Annotated in this window: 10 protein-coding genes; 8 read left to right on the top strand and 2 right to left on the bottom strand. The window is 41.6% G+C overall.

Going from position 1 to position 18,055, the window contains the following annotated elements:
* The first annotated feature begins 9 nt into the window (after positions 1 to 9).
* Entirely contained in the window at positions 10 to 1,044 is a 1,035-nt protein-coding gene (locus ACSX1H_RS00340; RefSeq protein WP_439181534.1) for a glycosyltransferase family 2 protein, read from the top strand.
* On the opposite strand, the gene ACSX1H_RS00335 is transcribed toward ACSX1H_RS00340, so the two are convergent.
* Both ACSX1H_RS00335 and gldJ read right to left on the bottom strand, forming a co-directional pair.
* Positions 1,041 to 2,339, bottom strand: a complete 1,299-nt coding sequence (locus tag ACSX1H_RS00335; RefSeq protein WP_439181533.1) for a UDP-N-acetylmuramoyl-tripeptide--D-alanyl-D-alanine ligase — start codon at positions 2,337 to 2,339, stop codon at positions 1,041 to 1,043. The genes ACSX1H_RS00340 and ACSX1H_RS00335 overlap by 4 nt on opposite strands.
* Positions 2,340 to 2,435: 96 nt before the next feature.
* On the bottom strand, positions 2,436 to 3,932 hold the full coding sequence (gldJ, locus tag ACSX1H_RS00330; protein WP_439181532.1) for a gliding motility lipoprotein GldJ: 1,497 nt from the start codon (positions 3,930 to 3,932) through the stop codon (positions 2,436 to 2,438).
* A 305-nt stretch (positions 3,933 to 4,237) separates the two neighbouring features.
* Between gldJ and porU the strand changes: the two genes are divergently transcribed.
* The 7 genes from porU to ACSX1H_RS00295 all read left to right on the top strand — a co-directional run bounded on the left by porU (position 4,238) and on the right by ACSX1H_RS00295 (position 18,053).
* The gene (gene porU / locus ACSX1H_RS00325) at positions 4,238 to 7,966 is read left to right on the top strand and encodes a type IX secretion system sortase PorU (RefSeq protein ID WP_439181531.1); all 3,729 of its coding nucleotides are present in this window, start codon (positions 4,238 to 4,240) and stop codon (positions 7,964 to 7,966) included.
* Between the two features lie 92 nt (positions 7,967 to 8,058).
* Positions 8,059 to 9,204 carry a type IX secretion system outer membrane channel protein PorV gene (porV, locus tag ACSX1H_RS00320; RefSeq protein ID WP_439181530.1) on the top strand — a complete coding sequence of 382 codons (1,146 nt, stop codon included), beginning with the start codon at positions 8,059 to 8,061 and terminating at the stop codon, positions 9,202 to 9,204.
* Positions 9,205 to 9,274: 70 nt separating this feature from the next.
* A complete protein-coding gene (ispF, locus tag ACSX1H_RS00315; protein WP_439181529.1) occupies positions 9,275 to 9,757 on the top strand; it encodes a 2-C-methyl-D-erythritol 2,4-cyclodiphosphate synthase in 483 nt (160 codons plus the stop codon).
* A 10-nt stretch (positions 9,758 to 9,767) separates the two neighbouring features.
* Positions 9,768 to 10,043, top strand: coding sequence for a thioredoxin family protein (locus ACSX1H_RS00310; protein WP_439181528.1), 276 nt, complete (start codon positions 9,768 to 9,770; stop codon positions 10,041 to 10,043).
* 115 nt (positions 10,044 to 10,158) lie between these two features.
* Positions 10,159 to 11,988: a BamA/OMP85 family outer membrane protein gene (locus ACSX1H_RS00305; RefSeq protein WP_439181527.1), complete on the top strand. Its 1,830-nt coding sequence runs from the start codon at positions 10,159 to 10,161 to the stop codon at positions 11,986 to 11,988.
* A 1-nt stretch (position 11,989) separates the two neighbouring features.
* The gene (locus ACSX1H_RS00300; protein WP_439181526.1) at positions 11,990 to 15,838 is read left to right on the top strand and encodes a translocation/assembly module TamB domain-containing protein; all 3,849 of its coding nucleotides are present in this window, start codon (positions 11,990 to 11,992) and stop codon (positions 15,836 to 15,838) included.
* A gap of 7 nt (positions 15,839 to 15,845) precedes the next feature.
* Entirely contained in the window at positions 15,846 to 18,053 is a 2,208-nt protein-coding gene (locus tag ACSX1H_RS00295; RefSeq protein ID WP_439181525.1) for a tetratricopeptide repeat protein, read from the top strand.
* Positions 18,054 to 18,055 lie beyond the last annotated feature (2 nt).

Raw genomic sequence — 18,055 nt, 5'->3', positions numbered from 1 at the left:
AGTAGGCTAATGATTAAAACCGCTGTTGTTATACTAAACTGGAATGGGCATGCCCTGCTTGAAAAGTTTTTACCTGTAGTTATTGAAAACTCACAGCACGAAGGTGTCGAAGTGATTGTTGCAGATAATGCTTCTACAGACGATAGTGTGGCATTTCTGAAAAACCACTTCCCGAAGATATCGCTCATTCAGTTGGATAAAAATTACGGTTTCGCAGGCGGCTATAATAAAGCCTTGCAACAAATTAAAGCCGATTACTTTGTGTTGCTAAACAGTGATGTTGCACCTCAGACCAATTGGTTGATTCCTTTAATTGAAGCCATGAATCAACGGCCTGAATTAGGCGCTTGCATGCCAAAAGTAAGAGCCTTTAATGAGCCCGAAATGTTTGAGTATGCTGGGGCGGCGGGAGGTTATATCGACCTGTTTGGCTATCCTTTTTGTAGGGGGCGCATCCTGAATAGTATCGAAAAGGATGATGGACAGTATGACCAACCCTTACCCGTATTTTGGGCCACTGGGGCAGCACTCATGATTCGTTCTGAGCTTTATTTATCTGCTGGGGGATTGGATGAGTCCTTTTTTGCGCATATGGAGGAGATTGACCTGTGCTGGCGTTTAAAGAATATGGGGCATCAAATATATGTATACCCGGCGTCGGAGGTGCAACATGTAGGTGGGGCCACACTCAGCCAGCAAAGTGCCCGTAAAGCTTTTCTCAACTTTAGGAATAACCTGATAATGCTGGTGAAAAACCTGCGAGGTAAACGCCTTTTCCCGGTTCTGCTGGGACGAATGGTTTTAGATGGTGTTGCCGGCTTGCATTTTCTGTTTAAAGGGGAATTTAGCTTTTTTATGGCTGTTTTGCGGGCGCATCTCGATTTTTACAGGAGATTGCCTGACGTTATCAGGCGACGCAAGGAACTGGCCGCAGGCATTGTAAAAACAAAACATCATGAGGTGTATCCGCAAAGCATTATATGGGCTTTCTACCTAAAAGGCTTGCGTAAATTCAGTCAGTTAAAGCATTTTCACATCAACTAGAGGTAAGGCAGCAGACTTTCGAGTTTATTGCTGCGCGATCCTTTAATTAATATGCAGGCATTTTCTAATGGAGCCGATTTTAATGCTGCAATAAGCTGGTCGGTTGAGCTAAAGTGCTGAAAAATGCTTTTCTGAGGAAGCATGTTCTTAAATTCATCACCCACCAGCAGCACCTTCGAAACAGGCAAGCTTTCAATGTTTTTAATTAGTTTCTGGTGTTCCGTTTCACTATCGCTGCCAAGTTCTTTCATGCCGCCCAGTATCAAAACTTTGTTAGTTGTATCGATATTCGCAAAGTTAAGCAGAGCTACCTGCATGCTGGAAGGATTCGCGTTATAGGCATCCATAATAATTTGGTTGCGTGCCGACTGAATAAATTGCGAACGGTTATTGGTGGGGGTGTAGGTGGCAATGGCTTGATGGATGGCAGTGGTATCAACACCCAGTTGGTGTCCAATGCAAATGGCGGAGAGGATGTTTTCCAGATTATAAGCGCCAATTAATTGAGTAGGTGTGTTTATTTCCGTCAGTTGGTCAATCTGCCATTTAACGCTTATGAATGGATGTTCTGAAGTCAAATGGCCGGTAACCATTCCTTGCGAAATGCCATATTCGATAGTGTTTGTAACACCCTGGGCCATTTGAGTCAGATGGGGATTATCGTTATTTATAAAAACAAGTCCATTATTCTTTTTAAGGTAGTGATACAATTCTCCTTTGGCTGTTTTTACCCCTTCAAATGAACCAAAACCTTCCAGGTGCGCTTTACCCACATTGGTAATGAGGCCATAGTTTGGTTCAGCAATTTGGCACAATGCGTCGATTTCACCAATGTGATTAGCTCCCATTTCGACTACACCCAGTTCAACTGATTTATCCATGCTTAAAAGCGTTAGAGGAACCCCAATGTGGTTGTTAAAATTCCCTGCCGTTGCTGCTATTTGGTATTTTTGGGATAAAACGGCAGCTACCAGCTCTTTTGTAGTAGTTTTACCATTAGTGCCTGTAATGGCTAAAATGGGGATGTTAAGTTGCCGGCGGTGAAACCGGGCTAAGGCTTGTAGGGTGGATAATACATCCTCTACAATAAAAACATTCCTTGTATCTTGCAGCATTGGGTCATCTGCCACCGCATAGGCAGCTCCGGTCTTCAGCACATCTTTTACATATTTATTGCCGTTAAAGTTAGCTCCTTTAAGGGCAAAAAACATGCGGTCTTTGTTGTCACTTCTGCTGTCGGTAGAGGCGCCTTTAGTAGATAAAAAGGCCTGGTAGATAGATGCTATTTGACTCATTGCAGGAATGTATATTTGATTTTTTCTGATAAGCAAAAATATAAAAAAAGGCCAACCTAAATTGGCTGGCCTCTTGATATTATTCTGCTATAAGAACTATTTCTTTCCACTTATCGGGCTTCCTACTCGTGTCATGGCACATCGGAATCCTAAGTCATCACGGCTTTCTCTTTCATCCAGGTAACGACGTGTACCAGGAGATAACCAATAGGCGCGGTCTCTCCAGCCGCCTCCTTTGTAGACTCTTGAGCGGTCTGATACCAAACTTCCCAGACTGCTGTTTGGAGAGCCAGCATACATAGAGTTGGTGTTGGCGTCAAGGCTGTTCCAGTCTGTACCAATGGCCGCATTTGATATGGCATCTCCATCGGCATAGTTGCGGTTGTCAGCAGTGCGGTAATTCTTTCTGTTTAGGATGTCTTTATCTTCTTCGTTGCGGTAACGAATACGTCCTAAGCTATCTTTTTCAACAATGAAGCCTTCTTCATCTAATACTTTTTGCTGGAATACGTTTCCACGGAAAGGACTGAACTCATCCATGTCCTCGAAAGATAATGGGCGGTATACATCGCCTACCCACTCATTTACATTACCGGCCATGCAATATAAACCATAGTCGTTCGGGTAGTATGATTTCACATCAACAGTAATGTCTCCTCCGTCATTCAGGTCTCCGGCCATACCCATCATGTCACCAGTTCCTCTCACAAAGTTAGCCATCATTCGGCCACGTTCTTTTTTACTGGAGTTACGGGTAATGTGACCATCCCAAGGGTAGATGCGGCGGTTGGTCATTCGCTCATCATATGAGTTACCAATCAGTCCTAGTGCTGCATATTCCCATTCGGCTTCGGTGGGGAGGCGGTAGCGAGGTAGTAAGATACCATCATCCCATCTTACGCGACGTGTGTCGTTATTGGGGTTTAAGTCTTCTACTGGATTTTTACCTTGAATACCTTCGTATTGTCCGTAAAGATAGGCTTCTGTATTGAAGTTGTTTTCTCCCATTTGGTTCACATCCAGCTCTAAAATGCCCTCATCAACCAATATCATTTCGTTAACGCGGTCCGTACGCCACTTACAATAGTCTTGTGCCTGAATGTGACTAACACCAACAACCGGATATTCTGCATAAGCCGGGTGGCGAAGGTAGTTTTCTACCATTGGCTCGTTATATGCCATCGGACGACGCCATACAAGGGTGTCAGGCAGAGCTTTGCGATAAACCTCTGGGTAATCAACATAAACCCGGTTAATCCAGAAGAGGTACTCTAAATAGTCAATGTTTCTTACTTCTGTTTCATCCATATAGAACGATGGTACAGTGACTCTGCGTGGAGCATTATTCCATTCATATAGAACATCTTGCTCAACGCGTCCCATAATAAAGGTACCTCCTTCAATAAAAACTAATCCAGGGCCGGTTTCTTGTTCATAGCCAGATTTGTATTCAAAACCACCAAAGTCGGGATTGTTGTACTCCCAACCTGTTGCAGAAGAAACGGTTTTGTTTCCACCACTTTTACTACATGACGATAAGCCTACTAAGCTAAAAGCCAAGACAGCTAATATAACTGTGGTATTTAATCTCATAGCACTTGATATTGTATTCTAATTATCAATTATTTGCGAATCATTATGTTGTACTCGAATAATAGCACAACTGACTTCCTTATACTGCAAAAATAAAAAAAGGTTATAGCCGAACTTCTTTTTCAATCGCTTTTTTTAAATTAACAGTAGAAGTGCTTTATACAATTTTTCACTATTGGAAACGTTAAAAATAGAAAAATCTTGTGCAGTTATCTCTATTTTTGTGTGTTTTTTAATAGGTTAGCCTCCATACAGATTAAAGATATAGAGAGATTAAGTAAAGGTGTTGATAGTAATAGGAACGAATGAGAAAGATTCTGGTTGTATTGATTTTATTAAGTGCTACTCTTGTAAAGGCACAGGTTTACACGGGTGAACTACACTTTTCATGGGACGATGTTCGGGGTGACCAAGAACAATATTTTGTTTCGTTTAAGGAGGCAAATGCCTGGCATGAGCCAACACAATTACCTGTTAAGAATGTTGAGATTGCTCTACCGGCTTATGTGCATCCCGATTCCATTGACGTAAATCTTTCATTCGAAGCTTCAGTAATATCTGATACCGTTTGGGTAGATCGCCTCAAAGGGGTGGATAAAGAACAGCTGAACTTGGTTAGTAAAAGACTTGTTTGCCAAAGAGGCGACTACTTTATTCAACTTAGCTTTCTTCCGATTATTTTTGATGATGTTGAGCAGGCCTACCTGTCCCTTGAGTCCTTGCAATATGAGCTTACTATTCCTGAGACTGTGATGGATTCACAATTGAAAACCACGGGAGCCGCTGTTAATTCGATTCTTTCTAATGGCCGGTGGGTAAAGGTAAAGGTGCAGCAGACGGGCATTCATAAAATTTCCTATTCACAACTTTCTGCCTGGGGCTTTAGTAATCCATCGAAAGTAAATGTATTTGGTAACGGAGGGCAAATGTTGCCTAAATCCAACAGTAAATTTCGTTACAATGATCTTACTGAAAATGCTGTTCTGCATGAAGATAATGCTATCTACTTCTTCGCTCAAGGGCCAATTGCGTGGACTTATAATGAGAGTACAAAACTGTTTGAGCATCAGATGCATGATTTTACAGATGTAGCCTATTACTTTCTTACTGATGAGCATGGCTCAGGCAGGCGCATTTCCCCAAGCCTGGAAGTGGCCGATAATTTTACCCAAGAAACTGATGAGTACGATAGTTATCAGTTTTATGAGCTTGAGAATCAGAATTTGTTAAAGTCTGGTGCCGAATGGTATGGCTTGCGTTACGATCCCGGGCAGGAACGTAATTACTCATTTAACTTTGAGCATTTAGTTAAAACAAAAGACATAAAAATTAAAACCGATGTGATTGCACGATCCGATAAGTCATCACAGTTTAGTGTTTCGGTCGGTGAGCAGGTTATTCAATCAATAGGTATTTCTGTCGTTGATTATAGTCGGGTAGAAGGCGCTTTTGCCAGTTCAGGAAGCCGGGTCTCAAGTTTTAGAGTGAGCGATAATATTGTTGATGTCAAGTTGAGGTATGAATCAGAGTCGTCCATTGCCAGTGGTTGGCTAAATTATTTATTAATAAATGCCAAAGAGAGTTTGCAGGTTGATGAGCAGCTAATGTTTCGAAATGCTGATTTGGTTGGTGATTTAGCGGCAACACGCTTTTACCTGGGGGGAATAAATGCCTCGATGGTTTTATGGGACATTACCGACTATGTGAGTCCTCAGTCGATCGCTATTGAGCAATATGGAGATCGCGATGGGTTTACCTATAAAACAGAGCAGTTAAGGGAATTTGTTGTGTTTGACAAATCAGCAGCATTACCTCAGCCAGAGTTTGAAGAAACGGTAGCGAATCAAAATATCAAGGGGATGAGTGTGCCTGATATGCTTATTGTTGCTCACCCTTTGTTTGAAAGTGAGGCAGAACGTTTAGCAGAGCTACATGCGCGTCATTCCGGTTTGCAATGCGAAGTGGTGTTTCCTTATCAGATCTATAACGAATTTTCATCAGGTTCACCCGATGTAAGTGCTATCAGAGATTTTGCAAAGTACCTGTACGAACGTAGTGGCAAGTTTAAATACTTATTGCTTTTTGGCGATGGTTCTTTCGATAACCGCTCGTATACCGATGCAAATACGAATTATATTTTAACCTATCAGTCCGAGAACTCTATCAATGTGCAATTCTCATATGTATCTGATGACTTTTTTGGTTGCCTCGATAATGGAGAAGGAGAAAATATCCTATTTGATAAGCTTGACATTGGTATTGGTCGTTTTCCGGTAGGTAGTACCGAAGAGGCCAAGATACTGGTGGATCGAGTAGACCATTATCTGAACAGCAGTGAGCCTGGAGCGTGGAAAACAGAAATCACATTTGTTGGTGATGATGGGGACGATAATACACATATGATTCAGGCCGAACAGTTGTCGCAACAAGTTTATACCAATTATCCGGCCTTTAATCACAAAAAGATATTTTTTGATGCCTATCCGCAGGTAACTACTTCATCGGGCGACCGATACCCTGAAGTAAATGAAGGAATAAAAGAGGCCATTGAAGGCGGCTGCTTAATATTTAATTATACGGGCCATGGCAACGAGCGAAATCTTGCGCACGAGAATGTTTTGGATATTACAACGATTAAACAATTTACCAATATTGATCGTCTGCCAATTTTTATGACCGCTACCTGTGAGTTTAGCCGTTATGATGATTATCATAACACATCCGCTGGAGAGTGGGTGGTATTATCACCATTAGGAGGCGGTGTGGCATTGTTTACAACTACCCGTATAGCTTGGTCAAACGGCAATATGAGGTTAAATGAAAGCTTTTACAAGCATATTTTCCGGAAGAATGAAAACGGTTCAAAATTGCGTTTGGGTGAGGTGATTATGAAGACTAAGAACGAGTTGGTAGGTTCTACAAATCGTCTTAATTTCACTCTTTTGGGAGATCCGGCTTTGCAGCTGGTATACCCGGACAGGGAAATACAAACACAAAGCATTAATGGCAAAGTAAAGCCGCAAGAACGGGATACGCTAAAGGCATTAACAATGGCAACCATTACTGGGGAGCATACCCACTCGCCCGATGCAAAGTCCCTTGTGACCATGCAAGTGTTTGATAAGCCGATTAAAGTTAAAACATTAGGTAATAAAGGAAATGTGCCATTTGAGTATCAAGTCTACCAGAACCGGATTTATAACGGCAGGATTGATGCAGAGGGGGCTGTTTTTCAATCATCTTTTATCATACCAAAGGATATTCGATATAATATTGGAAAAGGGCGTATCAGTTATTACTCCTTTGACGAAAACGGCACTGAAGCCTTTGGAGCCGATAATACAGTGATAATTGGAGGAGTGTCGGATAATCCGCCTGATGATTCACAGGGGCCTGAGATTCAGCTCTGGTTGAACGATCCTTCCTTTCAAAGCGGCGATGTTACTGGTACACGTCCTTTGCTGTTTGCACGTTTTAGTGATGCCAGTGGTATCAACACGAGTGGTGTTGGCATCGGTCACGATATAACGCTTGTGCTTGATGGTAATAAAAGCTTGCCAATTAATTTGAATAATTACTACGCAACAGATAAAAATAGCTTTACAAGTGGAGGTTTATCTTATCAGCTGCCGCCTCTCGAAGAGGGATTGCATTCGCTTGAGCTGAGAGCCTGGGACAATGTAAATAACTCCTCTTTAGCAAGCCTCAATTTTGAAGTGCAACAAGGAGGAACCCTTCATCTCGACAATGTTTCTGTTTACCCTAATCCATTACCAGAGGGAGGTACTTTATATGTAAGGTTTAATCACGATGCTCCCAATATGTTACTAGATGTTGTTTGCAGCATTTATAGTATTGGAGGACGTTTAATAGAACGTTATGAAACTAAGCAGCCTGCAGAGGCCATCTCGGTTAAACCCATTGAGTGGCAGCCCGGTTTTTTAAGCAGAGGGCTTTATATTCTGCAGTGTGAAATAAGTTCGTCGGACAATAAAACGGGGAAATTCTCTAAAAAAATTCTGGTGGTTAAATAATAAAAGCTCAATTTTATAGTTCTTTAAGTGTCTGCCTTTCGCGAGAGATAAGGCAGTGTATTTGGGGGAAGTAAATAATTATGAATTATTATATGAAACAAATAGTCGTTAAAGTGAGCCTTGTTGCTTTTGCTTTATTTTTGAATTGGGGCACACTCAGTGCACAATCAGATCGGAATAATTCCATAACAACAGCAGCACCATTTCTAACTATTAATCCAGATTCCAGAGCTGCAGGTATGGCTGATGCGGGAGTGGCCACCTCACCCGATTTGAATTCCCAGTTTCTCAACCCGGCTAAATATGCTTTTATGAAGGAGCAAATGGGCGTGTCTGTCTCATTTACACCCTGGTTAAGGAAACTGGTGGATGATATTAACATGTCAACAGCTACTTTTTACTACCGCCTTGATAAGATGCAAGCAGTAAGTGCCTCTTTAAGGTATTTTTCGATGGGTTCTATCGATTTCACCGATAACAGTGGCAAATTTCAATACAGTGGTAAGCCCAATGAGTTTGCTATTGATGCCGCCTACTCAAGGGTTTTATCGGATAAGTTTTCCGGTGCTGTGGCATTCCGATATATTCGCTCCGATTTAACCAATGGCTATTCCGAATCGGGCGACTTAAAGGCCGGCAATGCTTTTGCGGCTGACCTGGGCTTTTATTTTAAGCAGCCAATGCGGGTGAATCGCAACGATGCGGAGTTCAGTGCGGGTATCAATATTTCAAATATCGGCTCAAAAATTAGTTATGATGGCGTCAGTAAAGAGTTCATTCCAACAAATCTGAAATTGGGAGTTGGGTATGCTATGGAGCTGGATAAATATAATTCTATTGCTTTTGCTTTAGACCTTAATAAGTTGCTGGTACCCTCAAATCAAATTAAGCCTGATGATGCTGGTGATGATTGGAAGGATCCCAATGATGATAAATCGGTTCCCGCGGCTATTTTTGGTTCGTTTAACGATGCGCCAGGTGGCTTTGAGCAAGAGTTGCAAGAAATTTCTTTTTCCTTGGGTGCCGAATACTGGTACAATAAGCAGTTTGCTATTAGAGCTGGTTATTTTCATGAGCATGAAAACCAGGGTAACAGAAAGTTTGCATCGGCTGGTTTTGGATTGAAGTTTAATATCTTCACTTTGGATGCTTCTTATATCATACCGATGGTGCAGAATAATCCTTTGGCCAATACCATGCGATTTTCATTATCATTTGATTTAAGCGATATGCTATAACAACTTTATTCATTATATTTGAAAAGACCTTAAGGAGTTTTCCTTAAGGTCTTTTTATTTAATAAGATATATGAAGATAAGAGTTGGTTTTGGTTACGACGTTCACAAGTTAGGTGAAGGAGAGGAGTTATGGATTGGCGGTATCAAGGTCGAACATCATAAAGGAAGTATCGGACATTCAGATGGGGATGTGCTGATACATGCCATATGCGATGCACTTTTGGGGGCTGCTAATAGGCGCGATATTGGGTTTCATTTTCCCGATACCGACCCCGCACTAAAGGGTGTTGATAGCAAAATTTTATTGGATAAGACCATGCAGCTGTTGCGTAATGAAGGGTATGAGCTTGGAAATATTGATTCAACCATTGCATTGGAGCAACCAAAACTTAAGCACTTAATACCCCAAATGCAGCAGGTTTTAGCTAAAGTACTGGCAGTGGAAGTAGGTGATGTGGCAATAAAGGCAACCACTACCGAAAAATTAGGTTTTGTTGGTACGCAGGAAGGTATAGCAGCTTATGCGACCGTTTTAATCGAAAAGAGGAGGTAAAACAATGGAAATGGCGACATTAAAATATTTCTCTCATCAGAACTGTAATGTTTGTAAAGTGCTGTTGCCAAAAATACAACAGCTTTTAAGTGAGGAGTTTCCATCAATGGGGCTGCAATACATAAATATTGAACAAGAACCAGCAGTGGCGGCCAGTCATCAGGTGTTTACAGTGCCTACAATTCTGATTTTTTTTGAAGGTAAAGAGTATTATCGCTTTGCGAGAAATGTATCTATAGGACAGCTCAGAGAGGCCATTAAAAGGCCTTACGACATGATGTTTTGAGATGGTGCTCCTGAGGTGGAGTGGGCAGTACAGTGATAAAGGGTAAGATAGGCTTGTGAGTATTCACAGGCACCGCTTGATTGTTATTTTAAATGCTTTTAACTATCTCTATTAGTTGAGAACGCTAACACTAATCATACTTATTTGCTTTGTACTGCCCGGTGCTGTAGCACAGGAGCTGCTCAAAATCCGGAAGGTGACTTTCAAGGGCAATTCTACAATCAGTTCCTCCAAACTGGAGGAAGAATTGACCATTAAATCAGCTGGGAAACTGGGTGAGCGTTACTTTGGTAAAGAGGCCGACAGGTTTACCATGCCCGTTTACGAAGAAAATCTCGAAAGGCTTAGGAGTATCTATCAAAAGGAGGGATTTCTCAATGTAACCTTTGGTAAACCTACCCTTAAAGTTACCGCCAGTAACCGGCTTAAATTAACTTTCCATATAGACGAAGGCCCACCCGTTAAGCTTGAAGAAGTCAATTATCAGGTAGATTCGATTGAAGGCTATCAACATTTTTTTGATAAAAAATTGCAACGAAAAGTACGATTGCAATCGCACTTGAAAATTAATAAGCGCTTCCGCGATGAGTGGTTTTATGCCGACAAGAGTTTTATTAATGAAGAGGTTAATAATCTGGGGTATGCGTATGCACAGGTTAACTATAAGTTGCATGTAGATACCTTAAGTAATAAAGCATTTCTCACGTGGTTAATCATAAAAGATAAGCCAACTTATTTTGGTGAAATAGAGGTGCAAGGTAACGAGCGAGTGCCGACAAAAAAAGTAATGAAGCAGTTGCGCTTCAAAGCGGGGGATGCATGGTCGAAATTTGCCATCGACGAATCTCAAAAGCAAATCTATAACCTGGGAATGTTTAGAGTCGCATCGATTAAATCTCTGATGAGTGATGATAAACCCGACACTTTATCAACGTTGGTGGTATTAAAAGAGGCCCCGCGTTTAACCTCTCGTTTCGGTGTTGGTTATGGTCGGGAGGATAAATTCAGAGTATTTGGCGAAGCACAATACATGAGTATCATTACCAAAACAGGTCGCGTCAACGTGCTTGCTAAGCATTCGGCACTCGAGCCCTATAATTTTCAGTTAAATTTTACTCAGCCAGCCGTGGTGTTTCCCTTTAACTCATTTAGTGTGAATCCGTTTCTAAGGAAGCAGGATGAGCCGGCTTATACAGCCGTCAGGCAAGGGGTTAATTTTACTTTTTTACAGCATTTCACCGAGCGCTTTAATTCATCCATTAACTTTTATTATGAGGATGTGAGTTCGGACTCCACCTTGGTTTCTCCACAAAAAATGGCGTTGGGGGGTGACAGTGAGTCAAGTAATTATAGTAAGTCGGGGGTGGCAGTTGGTTTTGTTTTTTCCAATGGAATGCCCCGCCTGGATCCTGTTACGGGGTATTCGCTGGCGATTAATATTAAGCGCAATGGAACACTCATTGAAGAGTCAATACCGTTTTATCGAAGCCTGGTAGAGTTTAAAAATTACTTAGGGCTAAAACAAGGGCTAACATTCGCTTATAAAGTAAAAATGGGCTTGGCCTTTATGTCGCAGAGTGATGATTTAGTGCCGCTTGAAGAGCGTTTTTATGCAGGAGGTAGTTATTCCGTCAGAGGTTGGGGACGTGCACAATTGGGGCCTAAAGATGCTAGCGGACAGCCTCTTGGAGGCAATAGTTTGTTGGAAGGCAGTGTGGAGGCTCGTTATCTGCTAACCCCCAAAATTGTACTGGCCGTGTTTTCCGATGCCGGTAATGTGTGGAAGAGCTCTTTCGATTATCGCTTGAACGATTTACATTATGCCGCAGGCTTTAGTGTAAGATTTAAAACGCCTATAGGGCCCGTAGGGCTCGATTTTGCGCGGCCGGTATTTGAGCAGGAAAATACCTGGCAGGTACATTTTAATATTGGAAACCCCTTCTAAAATGGCTAAAAAGCTTATAAAATACACCCTTGTACTCATTGCTGCTATTCTTCTGGTAGCCCTGAGCCTCTTGGTGCTTATGCAAACTAACCTGTTTAAAGAGCTGGTGCGAAAAAAGGTGGTGAGCGTAACCAGTGCCATGATTAATGGGGACCTTGAGCTGGGGCGAATTGACGGTAACTTTTTTAATAGCTTAAAGTTATATGATGTTGCACTTACTGAAAATGATTCGGTATTGATAGCCATTGATTCAGTGCATTTGAAGTATGATCTGCGCCAGCTACGAAAAAAGAAGCTAACCATCGATTCATTAATTATTTATTCACCAGAGGTTAAAAGTTTTTATAAAGATAGTGCCACCCTGCAACTTGCCTATGTCTTTAATAAACTTGGGGCTTCTGCAACAGAAAAGTCCTCAGGTTTTTCATGGAAAATTAATGTTGCAGCAGCAAAACTGGTGGATGGACAAGGAAGCTATCAGCCAGAATATGGCAGCCCATCCGTTTTATTCAACAACATTGAACTCCTTGTTAGTGCTTCATTGGCCGAGAACGATTTGGGATTGGTCATTGAGGAGGCGGCGCTGGACACACACAATCCTTCATTATCTATTAAGCAAGGACATATTCGCTTTAATAAAGAGGGTAGTAGCCTGCAGTTAGATAGTCTATTTTTGCGTTCGGCTAAATCGCTAATACATGCAAAGGGACAATTTGTTACAATTGACAGTTTTAGTGTCAACATTATTGGTAGTCCGATTAGCCGGGAGGAGATGCAGGCATTTCTGCCCAAATTACCCGTTCGTACCATTCCAGAATTATCACTTCAGGTGGTGGCGGCTGGTGGAGAATTAAGCGGATACCTTGAGCTCCTTAACGACCGTAGGAACGGTTTCGAAGTGAATGGTCTTATCAGCGATTCTGTAAGGTTAATTTTAGCGCGGAAAAGTGGTTTGCGTTATCAGCTGGGGGTGGTCTCAAAAGAGGTTGTGCCAGAAGACTGGTTAGTGATTGATAGCACGGGAGTAACTATTAATGGGGCTCTTGAGGCCATGGGAGACGATGTGTTTAATCCAGAGATAGGGGCAAGAATTAAAGCCAAACTCAATAAATCAGCATATAACAACATTGTATTCGACACTTTAGAGGTGGTGGCTACTCAGCTCAATAATAATGGTGCTGCTGATGTGTTGATTACCTTCCTGGGAAGCCGGAGTGAAGGGCATCTTAGGGTGAGAGACTTATTCAATGAGCCTCTTTATGAAGCAAGCTTTGACACCAAAAGCCTGCTGCTGGGAGCGATTAATCCGAGTTTAAAAAATACGGTTCTAAACGGAAATCTAGTAATGTCCGGAACCAATATTCTTAATGCGCATCCGAAAATAAGTGCCCAAGCATCACTGACAAAAAGTCGTCTCTTTGATTATGAGATTGACTCCCTTCGGCTCATTTCAACGCTTATAGATTCTATTTTACAGGTTGATACCTGCTTGTTAGTTGATAAATACAACAAGGTGTTTGCAACCGGTCGTTATGCTCTTGCCACCCAGGCGTTCTCAGTTGACGCGGCATTGAGCACTACTGACTTATCTGCCTTGGATAAATATGGACTGCCACCTTTCGATTTCACCAACGGATTTGCAAAGGTTTCTCTCAATGGTTCGCCCGAAGCGTTTAACTACTCAGGCCTATTGCACTTTGATGATGTTTTATACCAGTCAGTCGCAGTGGATACAATAAAAGGTGTTTTTGAAGGCGCTTACAGCCAAAACGACTCGCTTGCCGCAGCGGGACATTTATTTGTGACAAACATAGTTGGCGAATCGCCTTTGCTGGATTCAGTGAGTTGTGATTTCAATTTTCTCAATCGACGTTTGTGGTCGTCTGTAAGCTTTAGCAAAGCCAATTTGCTCGACGGTGCCATCGAATCGGAGCTGATGCTGGGAGATACCATTCACGTTTGTTTATCATCAGCTGCTTTAGCTTCTCCCTTTGCTAATTATCAGTTAACCGATACCATTCAGCAAGGGCATTTTTATGGTAAAACCTTGTCCATCGATAATTTCTCCATAAGAGATGAGCAGGATAGTGCATTCAGGATGATGGCACATGGAACTCTTGGTCTCACTGATTCGCTCAATTTTGAATTGGGGATTGAGCATTTCAACCTGCAACAGTTAAATGGGTTGTTGAATCAAAAAGATTCTGTAAAAGGAGTTTTGTCCATTCATACTTCTCTGCTGGGTAATCCTGAGAACCTCTTTTTAAAAGGTACTTATCGTGTTCAGGATCCGGTTTTTGGGGATATGGCTTTGCCAACGGTCACTGGAGAGTTGGGCTATAAAGCTGATACGTTCAGTGTAAGCACCTGGTTGCCTCAGCTGGATAGCAGTGTGCATGCCCGTATGAGCCTGCCTGCAAAAATTCGTCTCGATTCTACCAATAGCTTTGCTCTCGATTACCCTGAGACTTTTGAAGCCACCCTGGTAGTTGATTCCCTAATGCTGAGTACACCGGACATACCCGAATATAGTTATAGGAAGGCAAGCGCAAAAGTAAATGGAAGTATTGAGGCTAAAGGACAGTTCAGTAAGCCTTTGTTTTATGGGCAGATGGAATTGCATGAAGGTAATGTGTTTAATCATCAAGCCGGCTTATATTACAACAATGTTTCAGCTGCTTTAGTATTCGATGGGCAAGAAATAAAAATCGATACCCTTTTCATAGGGTCTGATAAGGGGTATTTTGCAAGCAAAGGCTACCTGCTTTTCGACACGACTATCGTGTCTGGCAGGGTAGACGCTGCAAATGTGATAACAAGTATCAATAATTTTCACCTGGTGAATCACCGGAATTACGATATTAACATTAGTGGTAACCCTTACTATAAAACAGATTCAGCCGGCTATCCGCAGTTTGGTGGAGAGGTGCTGGTAAATCGTTCGTCGTTTTATATTCCGGGCCTTATGGATGGTGAGCAGAAGAAGGTGGATGAACTGGACGCTCCATTATTGGTTCTAGCCACCGAAAAATCGGATACAACCATTGAAAAAACAGATCCCATCGACACCGATAAAGTACCGCTATTATTGAAAAAACTAAAAGGGCGATTGACCATAGAAATTCCACGAAGTACCTGGATTAAAGGGGATAATATGAATCTCGAAATTGGCGGTGATTTTGATATTGCCAAAAATGGCGACTATTTTGAGCTTTTTGGAGATGTGGAAATTATTCGTGGCAACTATATTCTTTACGGGCGAAAATTTAATATTGAGGAAGGAGTTATTACCTTTATGGGAGGCGAAAAAACAGATCCCCGCCTTAATATTATTGCAGAATATGTGTTTAGGGGTAGCGACCGGAAAAAACACTCTTTAAAATTATCAGTTACCGAACGCTTGTCAGAACCAAATATCAGTTTTACTTTAGATGATAGTTCAATTTCTCAATCCGATGCTGTTTCTATCATGGTGTTTGGTAAAACATTGGATGAGCTTAGCTATGCCGGGCAAAATGGCATTGTTGGGTCGGTGGGAACGAATATGTTAGCCAACATGGTGACGTCTTCTTTAAACTCCACCATTGGTCAACGTTTTAAATTGGATATGATTGAGGTGAATGCGACAGAAAACTGGACCAGTGCCGCATTTGTAGTAGGCAAGTATATAACCAATGATTTGTTTGTGATTTATCAGCGAGGTTTTGGCGAAACAGAAGATGATGAAATAACCCCCGAAACCATTACTCTGGAGTACGAAGTAAATAAGCTATTGTTTATTCGTTTGCAGGGAGGAACTTCCAAATCATCAGGTTTTGATGTAATTTTGAAATTAGAATCGACTAAATAGTCAAGTTATGATGAATGCAAAAGAAATAAAAGCAAAGCATAATACCATCTGTGAGCTTCTGGCTCGGAAAAATATTAAAGACTGTTTGGATATGATCCGCCTGATGGTGATCGAGTCCCAAAACAGTACTCTAATTGACGATCATTATAACATTGAGTTTACCTATAAAAACATTCTTAAATATACCGTTGAGGGGATTTCCGACCCGGAGCGCCAAAAGATTTACAACCATTTAGTGCGCGATGTTTACCAGTTGGCCGATAAGGTGAGCGAGCTTTTGTTGAGTAAATATTCCAATGATCTGATTTATGAATACCGAAAGCAAAACAATGAGAACAGTTTTCAGAAAGTAATAAATGATATTACTGCTGAGTGGAGTACCATTGAATTGCAAAAAGTTGTGGATGCAGCGGCGGAGAATAAGCAGGAGTTTCGGCAGCTGATCGATAAGCTCTTCAACCTTGTTTGGTCATCATCGGCAATAGGACGAAACAATAAAAGTATGCTCAAAGGGCTGCTGTTCGAAAGTTCAATTCCGTTACATTATAAGGCGATGCTCGTTGGGGCTGTCAATCTATCGTTGATGAATGGATTTTCCTACGACTACATTCAGTTGCTGATAGAGTTGAGTAATCATCCTGAAGATGAGGTTAATGCACGTGCTTTAACGTCACTTTTACTGGCGCTGAATCAATACGATGCGCGTCTGCCATTGTATCCCGAGTTGTATACTCAGTTATTCATGATGATTGAGGAGGGGAATCATCAGGCCCTTATTCAGAGTATTGCCATCCAGCTCATCCGAACCAGGGAAACGGAGCGGATTTCGCAAAAGCTGAATGATGAAATTATACCCGAAGTCGTAAAGCTGCATCCAAAGCTGAATGATAAGCTGGATTTAGATAATCTGATTAGTGATAATCTGGCAGAAGGAAAAAATCCCGATTGGGAGGATGTATTTAAAGACTCGCCTAATTTATTAAATAAAATGGAGGAGCTGACACAATGGCAAATGGAAGGTGCCGATGTGTTTCTGACCACGTTTAAGCACCTTAAACATTTCTCATTTTTTAATGAAATAGCCAATTGGTTGCTCCCTTTCTATCCAACTCAGCCCGATGTGCAAAATGCCTTGTATAAGGAGGATGCTGTGTTTGCCAATGAAACCTTACTCAGCGGACTCGCCACATCGCGCTTTTTATGCAATTCAGATAAGTACTCTTTGATATTGAGTATTCCGCACATGCCGGGTATGCAAAAGGAAATGATGGCACAAATGTTTTCGGCTGAGATAGAACAGATGGTGGATATTGAGAAGGATGAAAAGCTGTTGCAGGCTAATCAAAAGAAATTGGTGGCGAGTAATCAGTTTATTCAGGATTTATACCGCCTGCTAAAAGTGCATCCGCAAAAACACCAGTTTGCAGATATTTTTGATCAAAAGATGGATTTCCATAACCGTTGGTTCTTCAGGCAATTGATGGATGATGCTAACTCTTTGAGAGAGATTGGCGAATACTTCTTTAAAAAGAACTATTTTGAGGATGCTCTCGAGATTTTTATTAAAGTGAATGAAAAGCAAACTGGTGTTAATGACATCACTCAAAAAGTAGCCTACTGCCATCAGCAGCTAAATAATTACGAGAAAGCCTTACATTATTACCTGCAGGCCGAGCTTACCGGCGCAGAAAGTCTCTGGAATAAAAAGAAGATTGCCCTGTGCTACCGTCACCTTAAAAACCCTCAAAAAGCACTTGAGTATTACAAGGAGGCAGAGAAACTGGGGCCGGATAACCTGCATACGCAAGTCTCTATTGGGCATTGCTTGTTAGAAATGGAAGATTTTAAAGAAGCTCTGAAGTACTATTTTAAGGTAGAATACCTCGATCCGGGAAACAACAAGGTGTGGAGGCCTATTGCCTGGTGTTCATTTGTTGAGGGGAAATTTGAACAGGCCGAAAAATACTATCATCAACTGATTGTGGCGGAAAAAAATAAACACGACCTGATTAATCTGGGGCACACGCTTTGGTGTCGTAAAAAACGGAAAGAGGCATTATCTTATTACCAAAAGAGTATTCAGCTCGCGGGGCATTCGTTTAACCAATTTCTCGAAACCTTTAATGCCGATATTCCTTATCTAAAAAAGCATGGGATTGACTCCGGAGATATTCCTTTGATGCTTGACCAGATTAGGTATTCGCTTGAAAATTAGTA

It is taken from the genome of Carboxylicivirga taeanensis (assembly GCF_051851475.1).
In the GTDB taxonomy this organism is placed as follows: Bacteria; Bacteroidota; Bacteroidia; order Bacteroidales; family Marinilabiliaceae; genus Carboxylicivirga; species Carboxylicivirga taeanensis.
This window is presented reverse-complemented; position numbering and strand designations above follow the sequence as displayed.

What these genes read in the sequence shown, in the direction of transcription:
- porV (WP_439181530.1), top strand. Translation starts at nt 8,059, where the DNA reads ATGAAACAAATAGTCGTTAAAGTGAGCCTTGTTGCTTTTGCTTTATTT.
- ACSX1H_RS00310 (WP_439181528.1), top strand. Translation starts at nt 9,768, where the DNA reads ATGGCGACATTAAAATATTTCTCTCATCAGAACTGTAATGTTTGTAAA.
- ACSX1H_RS00295 (WP_439181525.1), top strand. Translation starts at nt 15,846, where the DNA reads ATGATGAATGCAAAAGAAATAAAAGCAAAGCATAATACCATCTGTGAG.
- ACSX1H_RS00335 (WP_439181533.1), bottom strand. Translation starts at nt 2,339, where the DNA reads ATGAGTCAAATAGCATCTATCTACCAGGCCTTTTTATCTACTAAAGGC.
- ispF (WP_439181529.1), top strand. Translation starts at nt 9,275, where the DNA reads ATGAAGATAAGAGTTGGTTTTGGTTACGACGTTCACAAGTTAGGTGAA.
- porU (WP_439181531.1), top strand. Translation starts at nt 4,238, where the DNA reads ATGAGAAAGATTCTGGTTGTATTGATTTTATTAAGTGCTACTCTTGTA.
- ACSX1H_RS00300 (WP_439181526.1), top strand. Translation starts at nt 11,990, where the DNA reads ATGGCTAAAAAGCTTATAAAATACACCCTTGTACTCATTGCTGCTATT.
- gldJ (WP_439181532.1), bottom strand. Translation starts at nt 3,932, where the DNA reads ATGAGATTAAATACCACAGTTATATTAGCTGTCTTGGCTTTTAGCTTA.
- ACSX1H_RS00340 (WP_439181534.1), top strand. Translation starts at nt 10, where the DNA reads ATGATTAAAACCGCTGTTGTTATACTAAACTGGAATGGGCATGCCCTG.